This is a genomic window from Arthrobacter sp. Y3221087, assembly GCF_059089905.1.
The window spans coordinates 132,749-149,082 of sequence record NZ_JBNHFE010000004.1; the positions used below are offsets into that span (position 1 = coordinate 132,749).

The 16,334-nt window shown below is 67.4% G+C and carries 16 protein-coding genes; 9 read left to right on the forward strand and 7 right to left on the reverse strand.

What is annotated here, in order from left to right; all coding sequences use genetic code 11:
* Positions 1-42: 42 nt before the first annotated feature.
* Positions 43-588 carry a hypothetical protein gene (locus tag AC5RUO_RS14115; RefSeq protein ID WP_494103847.1) on the reverse strand — a complete coding sequence of 182 codons (546 nt, stop codon included), beginning with the start codon at positions 586-588 and terminating at the stop codon, positions 43-45.
* Between the two features lie 5 nt (positions 589-593).
* The gene (locus AC5RUO_RS14120) at positions 594-1,283 is read right to left on the reverse strand and encodes an NADPH-dependent F420 reductase (RefSeq protein WP_494103848.1); all 690 of its coding nucleotides are present in this window, start codon (positions 1,281-1,283) and stop codon (positions 594-596) included.
* A 172-nt stretch (positions 1,284-1,455) separates the two neighbouring features.
* On the opposite strand from AC5RUO_RS14120, the gene AC5RUO_RS14125 reads away from it, so the two are divergent.
* On the forward strand, positions 1,456-2,298 hold the full coding sequence (locus AC5RUO_RS14125; protein ID WP_494103849.1) for a DUF1684 domain-containing protein: 843 nt from the start codon (positions 1,456-1,458) through the stop codon (positions 2,296-2,298).
* On the opposite strand, the gene AC5RUO_RS14130 is transcribed toward AC5RUO_RS14125, so the two are convergent.
* Together AC5RUO_RS14130 and AC5RUO_RS14135 are read right to left on the reverse strand one after the other, a co-directional pair.
* The gene (locus AC5RUO_RS14130) at positions 2,295-3,506 is read right to left on the reverse strand and encodes an acyl-CoA dehydrogenase family protein (protein WP_494010811.1); all 1,212 of its coding nucleotides are present in this window, start codon (positions 3,504-3,506) and stop codon (positions 2,295-2,297) included. The two genes, AC5RUO_RS14125 and AC5RUO_RS14130, sit on opposite strands and share 4 nt — an antisense overlap.
* Positions 3,503-4,372 carry an SDR family NAD(P)-dependent oxidoreductase gene (locus tag AC5RUO_RS14135; protein ID WP_494103850.1) on the reverse strand — a complete coding sequence of 290 codons (870 nt, stop codon included), beginning with the start codon at positions 4,370-4,372 and terminating at the stop codon, positions 3,503-3,505. The genes AC5RUO_RS14130 and AC5RUO_RS14135 overlap by 4 nt, the downstream gene beginning before the upstream one ends.
* A gap of 138 nt (positions 4,373-4,510) precedes the next feature.
* Between AC5RUO_RS14135 and AC5RUO_RS14140 the strand changes: the two genes are divergently transcribed.
* On the forward strand, positions 4,511-5,746 hold the full coding sequence (locus AC5RUO_RS14140) for a glycoside hydrolase family 76 protein (RefSeq protein ID WP_494103851.1): 1,236 nt from the start codon (positions 4,511-4,513) through the stop codon (positions 5,744-5,746).
* Here AC5RUO_RS14140 and AC5RUO_RS14145 read toward each other — a convergent pair.
* Positions 5,743-7,740: a glycoside hydrolase family 32 protein gene (locus AC5RUO_RS14145; protein ID WP_494103852.1), complete on the reverse strand. Its 1,998-nt coding sequence runs from the start codon at positions 7,738-7,740 to the stop codon at positions 5,743-5,745. The genes AC5RUO_RS14140 and AC5RUO_RS14145 overlap by 4 nt on opposite strands.
* 150 nt (positions 7,741-7,890) lie before the next feature.
* Positions 7,891-8,493, reverse strand: a complete 603-nt coding sequence (locus AC5RUO_RS14150; RefSeq protein ID WP_494103853.1) for a YdeI/OmpD-associated family protein — start codon at positions 8,491-8,493, stop codon at positions 7,891-7,893.
* A 104-nt stretch (positions 8,494-8,597) separates the two neighbouring features.
* On the opposite strand from AC5RUO_RS14150, the gene AC5RUO_RS14155 reads away from it, so the two are divergent.
* The 6 genes from AC5RUO_RS14155 (at position 8,598) to AC5RUO_RS14180 (ending at position 14,394) form a co-directional block, all read left to right on the forward strand.
* Positions 8,598-9,365: a VOC family protein gene (locus tag AC5RUO_RS14155; protein WP_494103854.1), complete on the forward strand. Its 768-nt coding sequence runs from the start codon at positions 8,598-8,600 to the stop codon at positions 9,363-9,365.
* Positions 9,366-9,374: 9 nt separating this feature from the next.
* Positions 9,375-9,914 carry an NUDIX hydrolase family protein gene (locus tag AC5RUO_RS14160; protein ID WP_459793545.1) on the forward strand — a complete coding sequence of 180 codons (540 nt, stop codon included), beginning with the start codon at positions 9,375-9,377 and terminating at the stop codon, positions 9,912-9,914.
* 88 nt (positions 9,915-10,002) lie between these two features.
* Positions 10,003-11,064: a DUF6707 family protein gene (locus AC5RUO_RS14165; RefSeq protein ID WP_494103855.1), complete on the forward strand. Its 1,062-nt coding sequence runs from the start codon at positions 10,003-10,005 to the stop codon at positions 11,062-11,064.
* 48 nt (positions 11,065-11,112) lie between these two features.
* A complete protein-coding gene (locus tag AC5RUO_RS14170) occupies positions 11,113-11,841 on the forward strand; it encodes an SRPBCC family protein (protein ID WP_494103856.1) in 729 nt (242 codons plus the stop codon).
* A gap of 124 nt (positions 11,842-11,965) precedes the next feature.
* The gene (gene tgt / locus AC5RUO_RS14175) at positions 11,966-13,282 is read left to right on the forward strand and encodes a tRNA guanosine(34) transglycosylase Tgt (protein ID WP_494103857.1); all 1,317 of its coding nucleotides are present in this window, start codon (positions 11,966-11,968) and stop codon (positions 13,280-13,282) included.
* 224 nt (positions 13,283-13,506) lie between these two features.
* Entirely contained in the window at positions 13,507-14,394 is an 888-nt protein-coding gene (locus AC5RUO_RS14180; protein WP_494103858.1) for a type IV toxin-antitoxin system AbiEi family antitoxin domain-containing protein, read from the forward strand.
* 98 nt (positions 14,395-14,492) lie between these two features.
* Here AC5RUO_RS14180 and AC5RUO_RS14185 read toward each other — a convergent pair whose 3' ends face one another.
* Entirely contained in the window at positions 14,493-15,224 is a 732-nt protein-coding gene (locus AC5RUO_RS14185) for a queuosine precursor transporter (protein WP_494103859.1), read from the reverse strand.
* 235 nt (positions 15,225-15,459) lie between these two features.
* Between AC5RUO_RS14185 and AC5RUO_RS14190 the strand changes: the two genes are divergently transcribed.
* Positions 15,460-16,317: a hydroxymethylpyrimidine/phosphomethylpyrimidine kinase gene (locus AC5RUO_RS14190; RefSeq protein ID WP_494010822.1), complete on the forward strand. Its 858-nt coding sequence runs from the start codon at positions 15,460-15,462 to the stop codon at positions 16,315-16,317.
* Positions 16,318-16,334 lie beyond the last annotated feature (17 nt).

The following is a 16,334-nucleotide window of genomic DNA, read 5'->3' on the forward strand; positions in this document are numbered from 1 at the left end:
TAAAGATGGTACCCGCAGGGCACGTCCACAAGGCAATTTGTCTCAGATAATGTCATCTGCCGGGTAACCTACGTGGCGCTTCACGCGGTCCAGTTCGGCGCGCAGATCCGCCAATTCCATGCGGGCGGCAGCTGCCTCCGCATTACGACGGTGGGACACCGCCGCGTTCACGGCAAGCACCGCTGCGCCTACCGGGACCAGGAGGGCCAGCGCCCAGCCGGCCGCGGCGAAATAGTCCAGCGCCACGGGAAGCGCCGCCCGGAAGTCCACGAAGTCGTTCACGCCGTCGGCCATTGAGTTCAGGGCCCCGTCCAGCGGGCGCAGGAACTCCCCCACCACCGGGGTCCCGGAGAGCTCCGGCGGGTCCAGCCGGGCTTCCTGGTCTCCACCCCAGCGGCCGTCACCCAGATGGTTCAGCACGTAGATGCCCGCGCCCGTGCTGGCGGCCACAAACGTGACGATGGCGGCGAGCGCCGCCAGGTCCGGCCGGCGCGGCCGCCACAGCAGTACCGCAACACCACACACCAGCGCTGCGATCCAGGTCAGCGCCTTCAACCATTCATTGTTGATTCCGGCAAGAATGTCCACGCAGCCTATTCAACCTCGCGGACCACTTTTATGTTGAAGTACGCCGTGCCCAATACGCCGGAAAGCCGCAGCCAGAGGGGAAGCCACATTTCCGCTCCCCGGGCCGTGGTGATATCACCGAGGTCGATGATGTCCCGGTGTCCAAAGGACCCCAGCAGTTCCCGGACAGTCTCCTTGGCCGAAGCGTCGTCGCCGGACAGGAATACCGAGTGGTCGCCGCCGGCCAGCCGGGCGGGATCCACCATCAGGGCGGCGTTCATGGTGTTGAGCGTCTTCACCACCCGCGCGCCGGGAAACGCCTGCTGGATCCGCTCGGCCAGGCTGTCGGTGTTGACCGGGTTCAGGACCGGCGGCATTCCCTGCGAGAAGTCGAGCGGATTGGACACGTCCACCAGGACCTTGCCGGCCAGCCGCGCGGCGCCGGTGGCACCGAGCGCCGCCAAGGTCCCCGCCCCGCTGGTGGCATTCACCACCAGTTCGGCGGCCTCTGCGGCGCCGGCAAAATCCGCCAGGCCAACATCCGGATGCCGGGCCTGCCACTCGCTGAAAGGGGGCCTGCCCATCCGGTCCGGCCCGGTGCGGGAGGTGGTTTCGCCCGGATCCCGCGTCCCCACCGTAACCTCATGCCCCCGTTCAGCCAGGGCACCGGCCAGCGCGCGTCCCACCGTTCCGGTGCCAAAGACGGCAATGCGCATGTCATCTCCCTCTGTTTTGCCGGGCCGATCCAGACGGCCCGGCACTTGCGCGTGACTGCTGGTTCCGAGGGTACTCCGCCCGCCGCCCGCGGCAAGCAGGAATGTCCCCCTGCCCCGGAATGAACGGGCGCATGCCGCAGTTGTAGCCGGGGCAAGACAACCGGAAGGAACCATGGACATCCCCACCGCCTCCATCGAGCGCTGGCAGCGCTTCCGCGCCAACCGCGACAAAGCCCTGGCGGCCCGCCACGGCTGGCTGACACTCACGTCCTTCCAGTGGCTGGAGGACGTCCCGTCCGCCGTCGAACTGGCTCCCGGCCTGTGGTCAACGGACGGCACCGGGTCCAGCCAAGGCGCGACGGCGTCACTCACCGCGGTGCCGGCCGACGGCCTGACGCTCGTGGAGACCGGGGAACCGGTGGACGGCACCGTCACGGCCGCGCTCGCCGACGAGGAATCGCTGATGTGGGTCCGGTTCGGCGGACCGGACGGTGACCAGGTGGTGGTGGAGCTGGCCATGCGGGCCGGGCGGTACGCGATCCGGACCAGGGACTCGGACTCCCCGGTGCTCGCCGGGTTCGACGGCGTTCCCACCTATGCCTACAACCCCGACTGGGAGGTGACGGGCCGGTTCGAGCCCTACCTGGAGCCGGTGGATGTCCCCATCGCCACCGCCAACCCGCTGGTGGACGGCGTCCACCGGAGTGTTGGTGAGGTGGTGTTCCGGCTTCCCGGGAGCCCCCATGAGTTCCGGCTTCAGGCAGAGGAGGAGAAACTCGGCGCGCTGACGGTCACGTTCCATGACGAGACCAACGGGGACACCACCGACGACTGGCGCAAGCTCTCCACACCCCGGCCGCGGCCCGACGGTTCCGTGGTTCTCGACTTCAACCGGGCCATCAACTACCCCAGCGCCTTCACCCCCTACGGCACCTGCCCCATGCCGGTGAAGAACAACAGCCTGGACACCCGTGTGGAGGCAGGCGAGAAGCTGCCGTATCTGCTGGAATCCTAGGCGATGGCGGACATGCCGGTCACCGTGCGGCCGGCAATCAGGGTGTTGATTTCGAAAGATCCCTCATATGTGTAGATGGCCTCGGCATCGGAGAAGATCTTCGCCATCCGATAGTCCGTCACGATGCCGTTGCCGCCCAGGATGGACCGTCCCAGCGCCACGGTTTCGCGCATCCGGGCGCTGAGGTAGGACTTCGCCAGGGCAACCTGGGGCATGTCCGCGGCACCTTGGTCCTGCAGCCGGGCGAGCCCCGCCATCATCCCCATGCTGGCCACGGCGTTGCCCAGCATGGTGACCAGTTGCTGCTGGATGAGCTGGAACTGCGCCAGCGGGCGGCCGAACTGGTGCCGTTCGACGGCGTACTGACGGGCGACGTCGAACGCGGCCAGCTGCTGCCCCACGGTCTGCCACGCCACCATGATGCGCGAGCTGCGGAGGAGTTCCTTGGTGTCGTCGAAGCTGCTGATGGCGGCGAACCGGTCCGCTTCGGCCACCCGGACGTCCTTGAACACGATGTCCGCGTTCTGCACCGTCCGCAGCGCAATCTTGTTCTCGATCCTGGTCCGGCTGATTCCGGGCAGGGTGGCGTCCACGATGAAGCCGCGGACGGCCCCGTCTGCCTCGTCCCGAGCCCACACCAGCATGTAGTCGCAGAACGTCCCGTTGCCGATCCAGCGCTTGGCGCCGTTCAGCACCCAGGTGTCCCCGCCGCCGTCGGGCCTGCCGGTTGTTGACGATATCCGGCGGGCACGGGTTTCCATCCCGCCCGCAACGTCCGAGCCGTGCTCCGGCTCGGTGAGGGCGAAGGCACCTGTGATGCGCAGGTTTGATGCGTCGGAGAGCAGGCGCTGCTGCTGTTGCTGGCTGCCGAACGCATAGAGGGACTCGACAAAGAGGTCGTGGTGGACCAGGAAGAACGTGGCGAGGGACGTATCCACGCGGGTGATCTCCGCGATGACCAGTCCCGCGAACAGGTTGCTGTAGCCGCGCTGGGCCGGCGTGCTCAGTTCGAGGGCGGCCAGTTTCGGCAGGATGTGGGCGGGGAATTCCGCCTTGTTCCACCAGTCCACGGCATACGGCGCGACTTCGGCGGACAGGAAGGCCCGCAACTCTGCCAGCTTGTCCCGTTCCGGCCGGCTCAGCAGGGATTCAACGTCAAAGAAGTCGGCTGCGGGCAGGTCCACCTTGCCTCCTGCGGGGGCGGTCACTTTGGCCCCATCCGGATAGCACCGTCCAGGCGGATGGTCTCACCGTTGAGCATCGCGTTGTCGACAATATGGGCCACCAGCCGGGCGTATTCCTGCGGCCGGCCAAGCCTGGACGGATGCGGAACCTGCGCGCCCAGCGAGTCCTGCGCCTCCTGCGGCAGGCCGGCCATCATCGGGGTTTCGAAGATTCCGGGTGCGATGGTGACCACCCGCACCAGCGAGCGCGCCAGTTCCCGGGCGATGGGCAGGGTCATCGCGGCCACCGCACCCTTGGACGCAGCGTAGGCCGGCTGGCCGATCTGGCCTTCGAACGCCGCCACCGAGGCGGTGTTGATGATGACGCCCCGCTCTGGACCGCCCAGGTCGGTGACGGCAGGCTCGGTAGCCACCATGGCTGCGGCGGCCAGGCGCAGGACGTTGAAGGTGCCCAGCAGGTTGACCTGGAGAACGCGGTTGAACGCCTCCAGCGGCAGGATCCCCTCCCGCCCCAGCACCTTGCCGGGAGTGGCGATTCCTGCGCAGTTCACCACGATCCGCAGGGGCCCGAGCCGGCCGGCGGCGTCGACGGCGGCCTGCACCTCCGCTTCATTGGTCACGTCCGCGGGGGCAAAGACGGCGGATTTGCGGGTGCCGCCCAAGCCGCCAGAGCCGCCGGAGCCGCCAGAGCCGCCGGGGCCTGGCCCGGCTTGCCCGGCGTCGGCCGTGGCAGCAGTCTTGTTCAATTCGTCCGCGAGGGCGGCCCCGGCGGAGGACGGTAGGTCAAGGATCGCCACGGAGGCACCGGCGTCGAACAGGGTGCGGACGGTGGCGGCACCAAGGCCGGACGCACCTCCGGTGACGAGCGCGACGCTGCCTGCAATGTCCATCCATCCTCCTTGATGTGGCCCCTCAACCGCGGGTGCAGCCGCAGCGTATCAGTTAGTGAATGTTAACTGAAGAGCCGGTCGGTGCGCACCACCCGCCGTTCCCGCCCAGTCCGTGCGCGCCCCGTTAGGGTGGAACCCATGACCTCCCGCGATACCGCTGGTTCGGCCTGGCAGGACCGCGCCACCCATGCCGCACGGTCCGTCACGGCGCTATTCGGCCGGAAACTGCTCTTCCTGCCCGGCACACACCTGGCCGCCGTGGCATGGAACCCCCGGCCGCCCGTACAGTCGGGCCCTGCCTGGCGGCGTGTCCTGCGGCGGCTGGCGTCCGGCGCCGCCCTGGCCAGCCCGTGGCACTACTGGTGGCAGGCCCATTACGTGGATTGCCTGGTGGACACCGGCCGGCGGGAACTGGGCAGCGGGCCAACACCGGCGGCACGGTTCGACGGCCCGCGCAACCCCAGCGCCGGGCAGCTCGCTTCCAGGCTGGTGACCGGGATCCGGCTGCGCAACGCATTCACCTTCGTCAACAACTACTACGACGACATGGCCTGGCTGGCCCTGGCGACGCTCCGCCTGGATGCCCTCGCCGAGGAGACACGGAAGCCGGGCCGCCACCGCAATGCCAGGGTCCGCGAAACCCTGGTGCTGCAGTTTGACGCCGCGAGCACGGATGACCTGGGCGGCGGGGTGTTCTGGAGCAAGAAACGGGACTTCAAGAACACGCCCGCCACGGCTCCGGTAGCGCTCTTTTACGCCCGCACCGGGCAGCGCGCCAAGGCACAGTCGCTGCTCGACTGGCTGGACCGCACCGTCTTCGACCCGGAGCAGCGCCTGTACCTCGACGGCGCCCGGCTTGATGCCTCCGGGAACGTGACGGTGGACCGGGCTGTCTACACCTACAACCAGGGGCCCGTGCTGGGCGCCCTCCTGGAACTGGGCGGCGATGCCAACCTTGCCCGGGCGGCGGAACTGGTGGACGCGGTGGACCGGCACCTGACCGTGCCGGCCCTGGGTGCGGGCGACGCCGGTCCCCGCACGGTGCTGCGCTGCGACGGGACGGGCGACGGCGGCTTGTTCACCGGGATCCTCTGCCGCTACCTGGCCCTGGCCGCAACCGACAGCAGGCTTCCGGAGGCTGCCCGCGCAACAGCGGCGCGCCTGGTGACGGACACCGCCCAGGCGTTCTGGGACGGACGGCGCACGCTCGACGCCGGAGCAGCGCCCGGCAGCAATCCGGGCCGGAGCGTCTTCTCCATGCACGCCGCACAGCCCGCGGAGCAGACGTATCCGCCGGGCGCCGCCGTCGAGCTTTCCACCCAACTGCAGGCCTGGATGACGTTGGAGGCTGCTGCAGCCATCACCGGTTCCTAGCGGATCCCAGCCAGCGGCGTCACGGAACCGCCCTTGAGTGACACCTGCCCGCCTTCGGCTGCCAGCCGCGCTTCCTTCGCGCCGTCGGGCGGGAACACCAGCGACGTCAGGGTCTGCCGGCCGCCGTCCACGAACACTTCCACGGAGGAGCGGTCAACGTAGACGGTGAGGCGGACAGTGTCTCCTGCGGAAGGACCCTCAACCGCCCGCACGTCGCGGTACACGGGATCCACCGCGCCCTTGCCCGCCGGCACGTCGTCCCTGTCCTTGATGGTTGCGGACACGGCATCGTCCCGGACCACGAAGGCCTTGCCGCTGGCAAAGTCGTAGCCCACGGTGGCGTAGGTCCTGCCGCCGCTTTGCAGGAGCATCCGCGCCTCTCCAGTGTTGCCTGCAGGCCGCTCAAATTCGAGCTCGACCTTGTAGGCGCCGCTCTCCGGAACGGCCAGCGCGGATTCCTCTGCCAGGGGCCCGGCCGGCACCTGCGCCGCTTCGCCTTCCAGCGACCGCAGCGCGGAGGTGGGTGTGGACACCAGGGCCGGGCGGCCGCCGTCGGACTCCAGCCGGAGGTCACGCACCACGGAGGCCGCCCCGAACCAGTTGTCCGTGGGCAGGTTACGGGCGTAGGCCCAGTTGTTCATCCAGCCGATGGCGTGCCGGGAGGCCTTGCGCTGCCCGTCCGTCAGGCGCGGATCGTCCCAGGTGACGGCGGCGTAGAAGTCCGATCCGCCGTCGAGCCACTGGTGCCCTCCGTCCGCTGTGAAGCCCTTCCCGTCAAAGTCGCCGGTCCAGTACGCCAGGCCGGTGGTCCGGCCCTCGTCCGCGCCGTTGGCGCTGGCGGCCAGCACCCAGGTGCGCTTGGCGGGGTCGCCGTCCACGTCCATCTGGAAGAAGTCCGGGCATTCCAGGATGCCGAGGCCGTCCCGCTCAAACGCGGAAACGTAGGTCCAGTCCTTGAGGTCCTTGGACGTGTAGAAGCCGATTTTGTGGCCCTCGGCGAGCAGCATCAGCCACTGATTGTTGGCCTCATCCCGCACGATCCGTGGATCCCGCCAGTGCTCGGCGCCGGGGTTCTCCATGACGGGATTCTGTTCGTAGTTCTGGAAGCTGTAGCCGTTGTCCGTGGAGTAGAACAGCGACTGCCGCTGGACGCCGTCATGCTGCTGGGTGAGGACGGCGATCACGGCCCCTTTGCCGAAGCCCGAGGTGCCCTCCGTATCCACCACGGCGGACCCCGTTTCAATGTCTCCGAGGCCGTTGCGGAACTTCTCGATAGCCACGCCTTCGTTGTTCCAGTGCACCAGGTCGGTGCTGGTGGCATGGAACCACTCGGTGCCGTTCCCCTCGGGGTAGTCCACGTTGTAGAGGTAGTAGTAGTGCCAGAGCCCGTCCAGGAAGAACGGCCGCTGGGGGTCATTCATCCAGCGCTGGTCCGGCGTCAGGTGGTAGGCGGGACGGAACCCGGGGTCCTCCGCCGGCGCCTCCAGTGCCGAAGCGTCCGGTTTCGGCCAGGACTTGCCGGCGCCCAGGTCCGTGAGCAGGGCATCCCGGGCTTCCGGGCTGATGCACTCGGGGAGCCGGACTGCCTCAGCGTCCTCGTCCACCTGATCGGAGGCGGCGCTGCTCCGCAGGAAGACCTTGCCTTCCACGCGGACACCCGCCAGCCACCCTGTCCCGCACTCGATGGCGCGGACATCCTCGGCGCCGTCTGCCGGAACGGCCGCGCCGCGTTCAGCGAGGGTCGCATCATTGCCCTTGAGCCACAGCGAGGCATAGCCGCCGTTGCGGTCCATGGCGGCGGCCTGGGCGGCCGCCACCCCGTCAAGCACGCGTCCGGCAGTGGCGGCAGGGCCAGGCCTGGCGTTGCCGGCGAGCACCAGCGAGACTGCCAGGACGAGGACAGCCGCGGCAGCTGCCGTCCACACCAGGAGGCGGCGGTTGGCGGCGAAGCGTTTGAGGGCGGGAAGTACTGGTCCGAGGGTATGTCGGGGCATGAAATTCAATCCGTCGCTGAACGCGCAAGTGCCGTCCCCCGGCTCGGGGAACGGCACCAGTGCAAGTGAGCCATCAATGTTACCGGTTCGTTATCCGGAACCCCAATCGTGTCGCGCACACCCCTCCTTCAGGGGAGGAATGGTGGGGGTTTACCCGGCTCCGCCTGGGCGCTGCTTCTGCGGGTACGGGGCCTCACCCCGGGCCAGCATGTCCACGAAACCCGCGATTTTGCGCTCACGGGTGGCCGGCTGCTTCACTGAGTTCGTCCGGTGGATCAGGGCGAACCGGTTGGTCCTGGTGAGGACATCGAACATGGCCTGTGCTGCCGGAACGGCGGCGATGGCAGCCGCCAGGTCCGCCGGGACTTCCGCCGTCGCCTGCCCCGCGTATGCCTTGTCCCACCGTCCGTCGGCCTTCGCGGCGTCGACAGCGGCCCGGCCGGCGTCGGTCATCTTTCCCGCTTCCTCCAGGCGCGCCACGTAGGTGACGTTCCGGGCCGACCATGCACTGCGGGGACCGCGCGGCGTCATCCGCTGGTAGGAGCTTTCGTCGTCCCGGCGCCGGGCCTGGCCGTCGATCCAGCCGAAGCACAGCGCCTCATCGAGAGCCGCGGCGTAGTCGAGTTCGGTGACCTGCCCGCCCTTCTTGTGCAGGACCAGCCACACGCCGGGACTGCTCTGGTGGTTGGCCTCCAGCCATCTGCGCCAGGCAGCAGCATCGGGCACCAGCAGTTCCTCGAGTTCAATGGCCATGGGCCTATTCTGCTCCCGAAGCGCTGCGGCACAAGCTATCCCGCTTCAACGCAGCCCGTGGCATTATGGCCCTAACGTCCCGTTTCCGACACGAAGGACCTGCCATGCTCCGCGTCCGTCCCCTGCATTTCACGTCCAACATCGACTCCTGGGAACGGCTTCTCACCGCCCTGGGCATGGTCCTGACCGAGGGTGACACGGGGTCGCGCGTCTTTGACTCCGGTGCGGGCCGGCTTGTCCTGAACTTCGTGCCGGCCAGGGACCCGAAGGACGGCGCCACAGCATTGTCGGTAGAGGTTGGTGACCTGGCGGAGTTCGCCCGGCGCACCAACCTTGCAGCGCAGGACGACGGAATCGCGCCCGACAAGCCGGTTACCGCCGGACAAGACACCGCCGAACTGGTCACCGCAGACCATGGCGAAGCCTGCAGGATCACGGCACCAGACGGGTTCAGCTTCACGGCGGACAAAGCCGACCACTTCGCCCAGTGCGCGGACGCGGACCCGGCCCTGGCCGTCGTCGGGGTCTGGTTTACGCCTGATCCCGGCGCTGCTGCCCGCACCCTGCGCCATGTAGGCGCCACACCGCGGCCCGTGCCGGACAACGACGAAACCGCAGACTTCACCGCCAAGAACGGCGGGGTCCTCCTGGTGCGGCCGGCGTCGGGGCCGCCGCGGTCCGGCCTGGGCTTCGAGTACGACGGCGGCCTGGCACCGCTGCGGGACCGGCTCACCGCCGCTGGACTCGAGGCAAGCCTCAGCGAAGAGGCTTTCGGGAGCACCCTCCATGTGGCCAACCCGGACGCGGCCAGGCCCGGCGCGCCCTCCGTGCCCGCGACAGTCTGGATCTCCCAGCACCGTCCCATGGGGTAGAAATAGACCATGAACGTGCGCACACCTGACCCGAATCCCGGCTGGCTCTCCGAAGAAGACCTCTTTGAGGCGCGCGGGCGGCTGCCCATGGTGTACGTGGAGGCCGTGCCGGTCAGGCTGGATCCGCTGGGCTACGTGAACGAAGTGGGCACCTTGCTGCAGGCCGACGAGGACGGGACCATGGTCCGCTCCCTGGTGTCCGGTCGCGTCATTTACCGCGAAACCATCCGCGCCGCCCTCCTCCGGCACATGGAAAAGGACCTCGGGCCGCTGGCGTTCCCGCAGCTGCCCATCAGCCCGGTCCCCTTCACGGTGGCCGAATACTTCCCGGCCCCGTCCCAGACCGGCTTCACCGATGACCGGCAACACGCCGTCTCGCTGGCCTACGTCATTCCTGTGACCGGAGAATGCGAGCCGCGCCAGGATGCCCTGGAACTGACCTGGATGACCCCCGAGGAAGTCCTCAGCCCCGGCGTCCAGATGGAGTTTTCCGGCGGCCGCGGCGGCCTGATCCGCCAGGCCCTGGCATTCGCCGGCGTCGGCTCCTGACAACCCCGCCGGAACCTGGGGGTCCCGGGAATAAGCCGCCCGCCTTTGTAGACTGGACGGCGGACCGCAAGAGAACTTAAGGACTCCCATGACCGAAACACCAGCCGCCCGGAACCATCGTGAGCTGCAGGCTGGATCCCTGACCACCGGCAGCCTCATCCTCCTGCCCGACGGTGAACGGACGGCGGAGATCCAGGCGGTTGAGCTGGAACGGGACGATTTCGGGTCTCCCGCGCTGGTGCTCGCAAGCCTCGCTGGCGGCGGAACCCTGCGGATCGCCGTGGGCGCCACCGTCACCACCGTCGAGCCAGGTTCCGCAGTAGCGTCCGACGGCGCCACGCACCTTTCGCTGGCCGCCGCGCCGAGGGGGGACGCGCCCGCGGAAGAACCAGGTCCACAGGCCGGGCTTGCCCACCTGGCCGAAGCCGGGCAGGAGCAGCCCGGCGGCGAGGCGGCAACCACCGCTGCGGCGCCCGCCGTCGTCGTGCCTCCCCTGCCGCCGGTTCCGCCGGCCGCCAACGTTCCCAGCGAAGAAGAACTCGCACTGATCCCGGCCCCGGACGGCACCCCTGAGTCCGTCGTGGAAGCCGCCGCGCATGCGCATCCGGACGCCACCGGAGTCCAGTTGCTGACCGACCGGTTGTCCAAAGGCATCAATTTCAAGTCCGGCAGCTGCCTGAAGGACCTCAGCGACCTCGCGCACGAACTGTTCGTCACCCTCAAGGATGCCGAGGGCGCGCTGGCGGTTGCCGACCTCCTCACTGTCCTCCCGTACGACGGAAACCCCGGGCGCTGGGCATCGGTGGAGGCCTCCCTGGCGCTGGCCAGCTACATCTGCCGGCAGGACGGCCAGAATGAGCGGGCAGCTGTTTACGAAAAACTGATCCGGACGCCCGAAAGCCATGAAACGGACCCGTTCAAGGCACGGATGGCGGCCAAGGTCCGGCAGCGCTCGCTCAACGAGCCCAACCTGTACGACAAGGAAATTTTCCGCTCCATTGACAACTCGAACCACGACGCCGAGCGGGAATGGCGGCTGCTCCGGCTCGAATCCCTGCTGTTCCTGAGGGCGCACGGCGGGTCCGAGACCATCGGCATGGGCGAGCTGGAGCGGCGGATCAGCAACGAACTTGAGGCCGTCCGGTCCTGAGCAAATTGCCCCTACCCGGGGCCGGGCCGGAGTTGTACATTCGGGGCTATGACGAACAATCTCAGCGTAGTGATCAACGCCGATGCACCGCAGGTCTGGACCATGCTGCGTGAACCGTCCAAGGTAGCCCAATGGCACGGCTGGCAGGCCGAGGACCTGGATGCCGAAATCAAGGAGATCTACTTTTCCGGCGACGTGGAAGAAGCCCCGGACCACACCAGCCTGACCGTGCACGGCGGCGACACGTTCGAGCTCCATCCCGTTCCGGGCGGGACCCAGGTCAGCGTGACGCGCGGGGCGCTGGACCACAACTCGGAGTGGGCGGCCTGGGACGAGGACATCACCCAAGGCTGGCTGACGTTCCTGCAGCAGCTCCGGTTCGCGCTGGAACGCCACCCGCACGGCAAGCGCCACACCCTATTCCTGCACCTGACCGAGGGCCAGGGGTCGGCGATCGAAAAGCTCGGGCTGTCGGACCTGCCTGCACCCGGTGAGCCATACCAGCTGCACCTGGGCACCGGCGAGGAAATCAGCGGCAAGGTCTGGTACCGCACCAGCCACCAGGTGGGGCTCACCGTCCACAACTACGCGGAACACGGCGAGGGGCTCCTGGTGGTGGCGGACCATCCCGTCATCAAGGAAGTGCGTGAGGAGGGTGAAGGGTCCATGGTCATCGTCTCCACCTATGATCTTGGAGCTGCAAAGCTTGATTCCATCCGTTCGTCCTGGGACTCCTGGCGGGCCGAAAACTACTCCGCGTCCGAGCCGGTGAGCTGACGGACCTGGCTGGTTTTCCGGCGCCCTACTGGCTGCTGGCGCTGCGTGGATTGCCGGCGCCCCCGCTGATTGCTGGCACTGTACCGATTGCTGGCGCTGTACCGATTGCTGGCACACTGGTACGGTGCCAGCCAACCCCAGTTCCGCTCCGTCTGCGGCCTCCGCGCAGCCCCCCGTACACCTGCCGGAGCAGTCCGGGTTTTCCTTCACCGTGGGCACCCGGCTCGCTGAATCCTGCCCGCCCACTGCCGCCCAGGTGGCGGACAACGGCGGCGAATTCCTGGGCCGCACCGGCACCATCACCACTCCCCACGGCGAGATCCAGACGCCCGCCTTCATCGCCGTCGGAACCAAGGCCACGGTCAAGGCCGTGCTGCCGGAATCCATGGCGGACCTCGGGGCGCAGGCGCTGCTGGCCAACGCCTACCACCTCTACCTGCAGCCCGGTGCCGACATCCTGGACGAGGCCGGCGGGCTGGGCGCCTTCATGAACTGGCCCGGGCCCACCTTCACGGACTCCGGCGGGTTCCAAGTGATGAGCCTCGGCTCGGGGTTCAAGAAGGTCATCGACATGAAGTCGGTGGACGCCTCGGGGCCGGACGACGCCGTGGCGCCCGGCAAGGAGCGGCTCGCCCATATTGACGACGACGGCGTTTGGTTCAAGTCCCACCTGAACGGAGACCGGCACCGGTTCTCCCCCGAAATCTCCATGCAGGTCCAGCACCAAATCGGGGCGGATATCATGTTCGCCTTCGACGAGCTGACCACGCTGCAGAACTCCCGCGGCTACCAGGAGGAGTCCCTGGAACGGACCCGGCTGTGGGCGCTGCGCTGCATCGACGAGCACTTCCGGCTCACCACCGAACGGGAGGGGAAGCCGTACCAGGCCCTGTTCGGCGTTATCCAGGGCGCGCAGTACGAGGACCTGCGCCGCAAGGCCTGCCGGGACTTGGGCGCCATGCCGTTTGACGGGTACGGGATTGGCGGTGCACTGGAGAAGGAGAACTTGGGCACTATCGTCCGGTGGTGCAACGAGGAACTGCCGGAGCACAAGCCGCGCCACCTGCTGGGCATTTCCGAGCCGGACGACATTTTCACCGCCATTGAGAACGGCGCCGACACCTTCGACTGCGTCTCCCCCACCCGGGTTGCGCGGAACTCCGCTTTCTACACCCCGTACGGGCGGTTCAACCTGTCCGGGGCAAAATACAAGCGCGACTTCGGTCCGCTGCAGGAGGGCTGCGACTGCTATGCCTGCAGCCATTACTCGCGGGCGTACATCCACCACCTGTTCAAGGCCAAGGAGATGCTGTCCGCCACCCTGATCTCCATCCATAACGAGCGGTTCGTGGTGAAGATGGTGGACGACGCCCGGCTCGCGATCGAGGCCGGGACGTTCTTCGACTTCAAGGCCGAAACCCTGGCCCGGTACTACTCCTAGCCCTCGCAGCTTAGCGGGAGCGGCCCCTCCCGCTTTCCCCGCATCGAGATCGCCGGAACGCTGCCATCCCGCTGGAGCGCTCCGGCGACCTGGATCCGTTCCAGCGAGCAGGGTTTTCCACATGGCGACCACGGCGCCTGCCAGAACCAGCCACGGCCCAGCAGTCTGGATGGATGATGCAGTCCCAGCCAGTCCCGCTTCCTGCGCTTCCGAGCACCGGAAACATGTGGCGCACGGCCCAGTTGCAGGAAAAGGGCCTCAATTCGCGGGCCATCAAACTATTACTGAAACACGGGAAGCTGGTCCGGCTTCGTTATGGCTGCTACATCCGCGGAGAGCTGTGGTACAGGCAGTCGGCCCCGCTGCGCAGCCTGCAGTTGATATACGCCCACGCGCACGGAACGCTCACGACGTCGTCGGGAGACTATGTCTACAGCCACACATCGGCCGCGCGACTCCACCGTTTATTCCTCTGGAACGTCAGCGATGTGGTCCATATCCTGCTGCGGGTACAGCCTTCCAGCGAACGCCTCGGTCCAGATGTCCGCGGGCACACCATGCCTTACACGGACGCCGACGTTACGGTCATGGAGAATCTGCGGGTCACGTCGCTCGAGCGGACCGTGGTGGACTGCGCGATGATGCTGAACTATCAGCAGGCCCTGGTGCTCATGGATCACGCCCTGAGGCTAGGCGCGGATCTGTCGCTAATCCATGGCATGGCAGAGGGATTCCATGGGCGCCGCGGTATAAGGAACCTCCGTAAGGCACTGGCCAACGCCGATCCTAGGTCCGAATCGGCTGGTGAAACGCTTACCCGCGAACTCATTTCCCGCCTGAAACTGCCTGCTCCCGAACCGCAGGTTGAGGTCAGCACCCGGGCAGGCCGGTACCGTCTGGACTTCGCGTGGAAGGAGAAGAAGGTTGCCCTCGAATTCGACGGAAAAACCAAGTACTTCGATTACAAGCCGACGGCCGATGTGTTGTTCCTGGAGCGGCAGCGGGAGAATGCCCTGACGGAGGACGGCTGGAAATTCGTGCGCGTGAAATGGCAAGACCTCTTTCGCGAGCAGGAGTTCAAAGTCCGGATCCTGACCGCGCTCCGGCGATAGCCCCGTCGTCGAAATCGCCGGATTGCCACGAGCCCGCCGGAGCCGCCCGGCGGGCTGGGCGCGTTCCGGCGATCTCGCCGAATCAGGGGGCGGAGGGCTTACGCGACGATCTTGGCCGCCCCGTAGCTGGGTTCCCGCTTCTTGATCCAGCCGATCACCAGCGATGTGACCGGGACCAGGATGAACTCCACCAGGGTCTTGTACACGAAGCCCGCCACCACGTAGTTCAAGAACGTTCCGAAGTCCGTGATCCCGATGACGGACGCTGCGATGGTGCAGAAGATCAGGGTGTCCACGAACTCGCCCGCCACCGAGGAGCCCATGATCCGGGCCCAGAGTGACTTCTCCCCCGTACGGGCCTTCATCCGCACCAGGATCCACGAGTTGATGGTCTGGCCGGCAAGGAACGCCAGCAGCGAGGCCAGCACGATCTGCGGCACCGGGCCCAGGGCGCCCTCAAGGGCGGCCTGCTTGGAGGCGCCGAAGTCGTCGTCGAATCCCGGAAGGGCGATGATCACCCAGTAGCAAAGCGAGGCGAACACCGAGAGCGCAAACGTGGTGACAATGGCTTTCCGTGCCACCCTGAAGCCGTAGACCTCGCTGATAACATCGCCGAGGATGTACGCCAGCGGGAAGAGGAAGAAGCCGCCGTCCGTGATGATCGGCCCCAGGACCACCCCTTTGGAGGCGCCGATGTTGGACAGGATCAGCACTACCGCCATGATTGCCAGCATGACGCCGAAGTACGGGGACCCGATGGAGGCGAAGCGTGCGGCGCCTGAAGCGGCGGAGGTTTCGGGCAGGGCATTCTGGCCGGAGGCAGCTGGCATGGGAAGTCCGTTTCGTAGTGGTTCGCTCGGCGTCCGGAACTGCTGGCGGGACACCGGCTGTATTAGCACTGTCGCCCCATTCTCCCACCTGTACGCATGCAGGTTCGAGCCGAACTGACCCTCTGTTCGAGGCTCGGGCAGGCCGGCTCCCCTTGTGGCCCTGAACACCCCCGGTCAGCCGCCGCTGTACTGCCACACAAGGAAATCGGCCGACGCCGGATGGCAGGATGGGTGCATGACTTCCGTTTCCGCTGATGCAATGCCGCACGTCACCAGCCCGGCCGTGGTGCTCACCATCGCCGGCTCCGAAGCAACCGGCGGTGCCGGTGCGCAGGCCGACCTCAAGACCTTCCAGGAGCTGGGCGTCTTCGGCATCGCCAACCTGACCTGCATCGTCTCGTTCAATCCCGCCGACAGCTGGAACCACCGCTTCGTGCCTGTGGACCAGCAGGTGATCGCCGACCAGCTGGAGGCAACCACCGCAGCCTACGGGCCGGCCTCGGGCGCGCCGTCCGTGCTGGACACGGTGAAGATCGGGATGCTCGGCAGCCCTGCCACCATCGCCACTGTTGCCGGTGCACTGAAGGACAACGCCTTTGGGAATGTGGTCCTGGACCCGGTCCTGATCTGCAAGGGCCAGGAGCCAGGCCACGCCCTGGACACGGACCAGGCCCTGAAGGCGCAGATCCTGCCGCTGGCCACGTTCGTAACGCCGAACCACTTCGAGGCGGAGTCGCTGTCCGGGCTGGAGATCACGGACGTCGAATCCCTCAAGGCAGCCGCCGTGCGCATTCATGAGCTCAGCGGCGCGGCAGTGCTGGCCAAGGGCGGGGTGCGGCTGGCTGGCCCGGACGCCGTCGACGTCTTTTATGACGGCCAGACGCTGGAAGTCCTGAGGGCGCCGAAGGTGGGCGATGTGGCCGTCTCCGGTGCGGGCTGCTCGCTTGCCGCCGCCGTCACAGCAGAACTGGCCAAGGGTTCGTCACCGCTGGAAGCAGCGCGTGCCGCCAAGGAATTCGTGACGGCCGGGATCCAAAACCGCGTGGCGTCCGGCGCGCCATTTGACGCCCTCTGGCAGGGCGGCCCGCGCTAACCGCCCGCCCGGCCCGG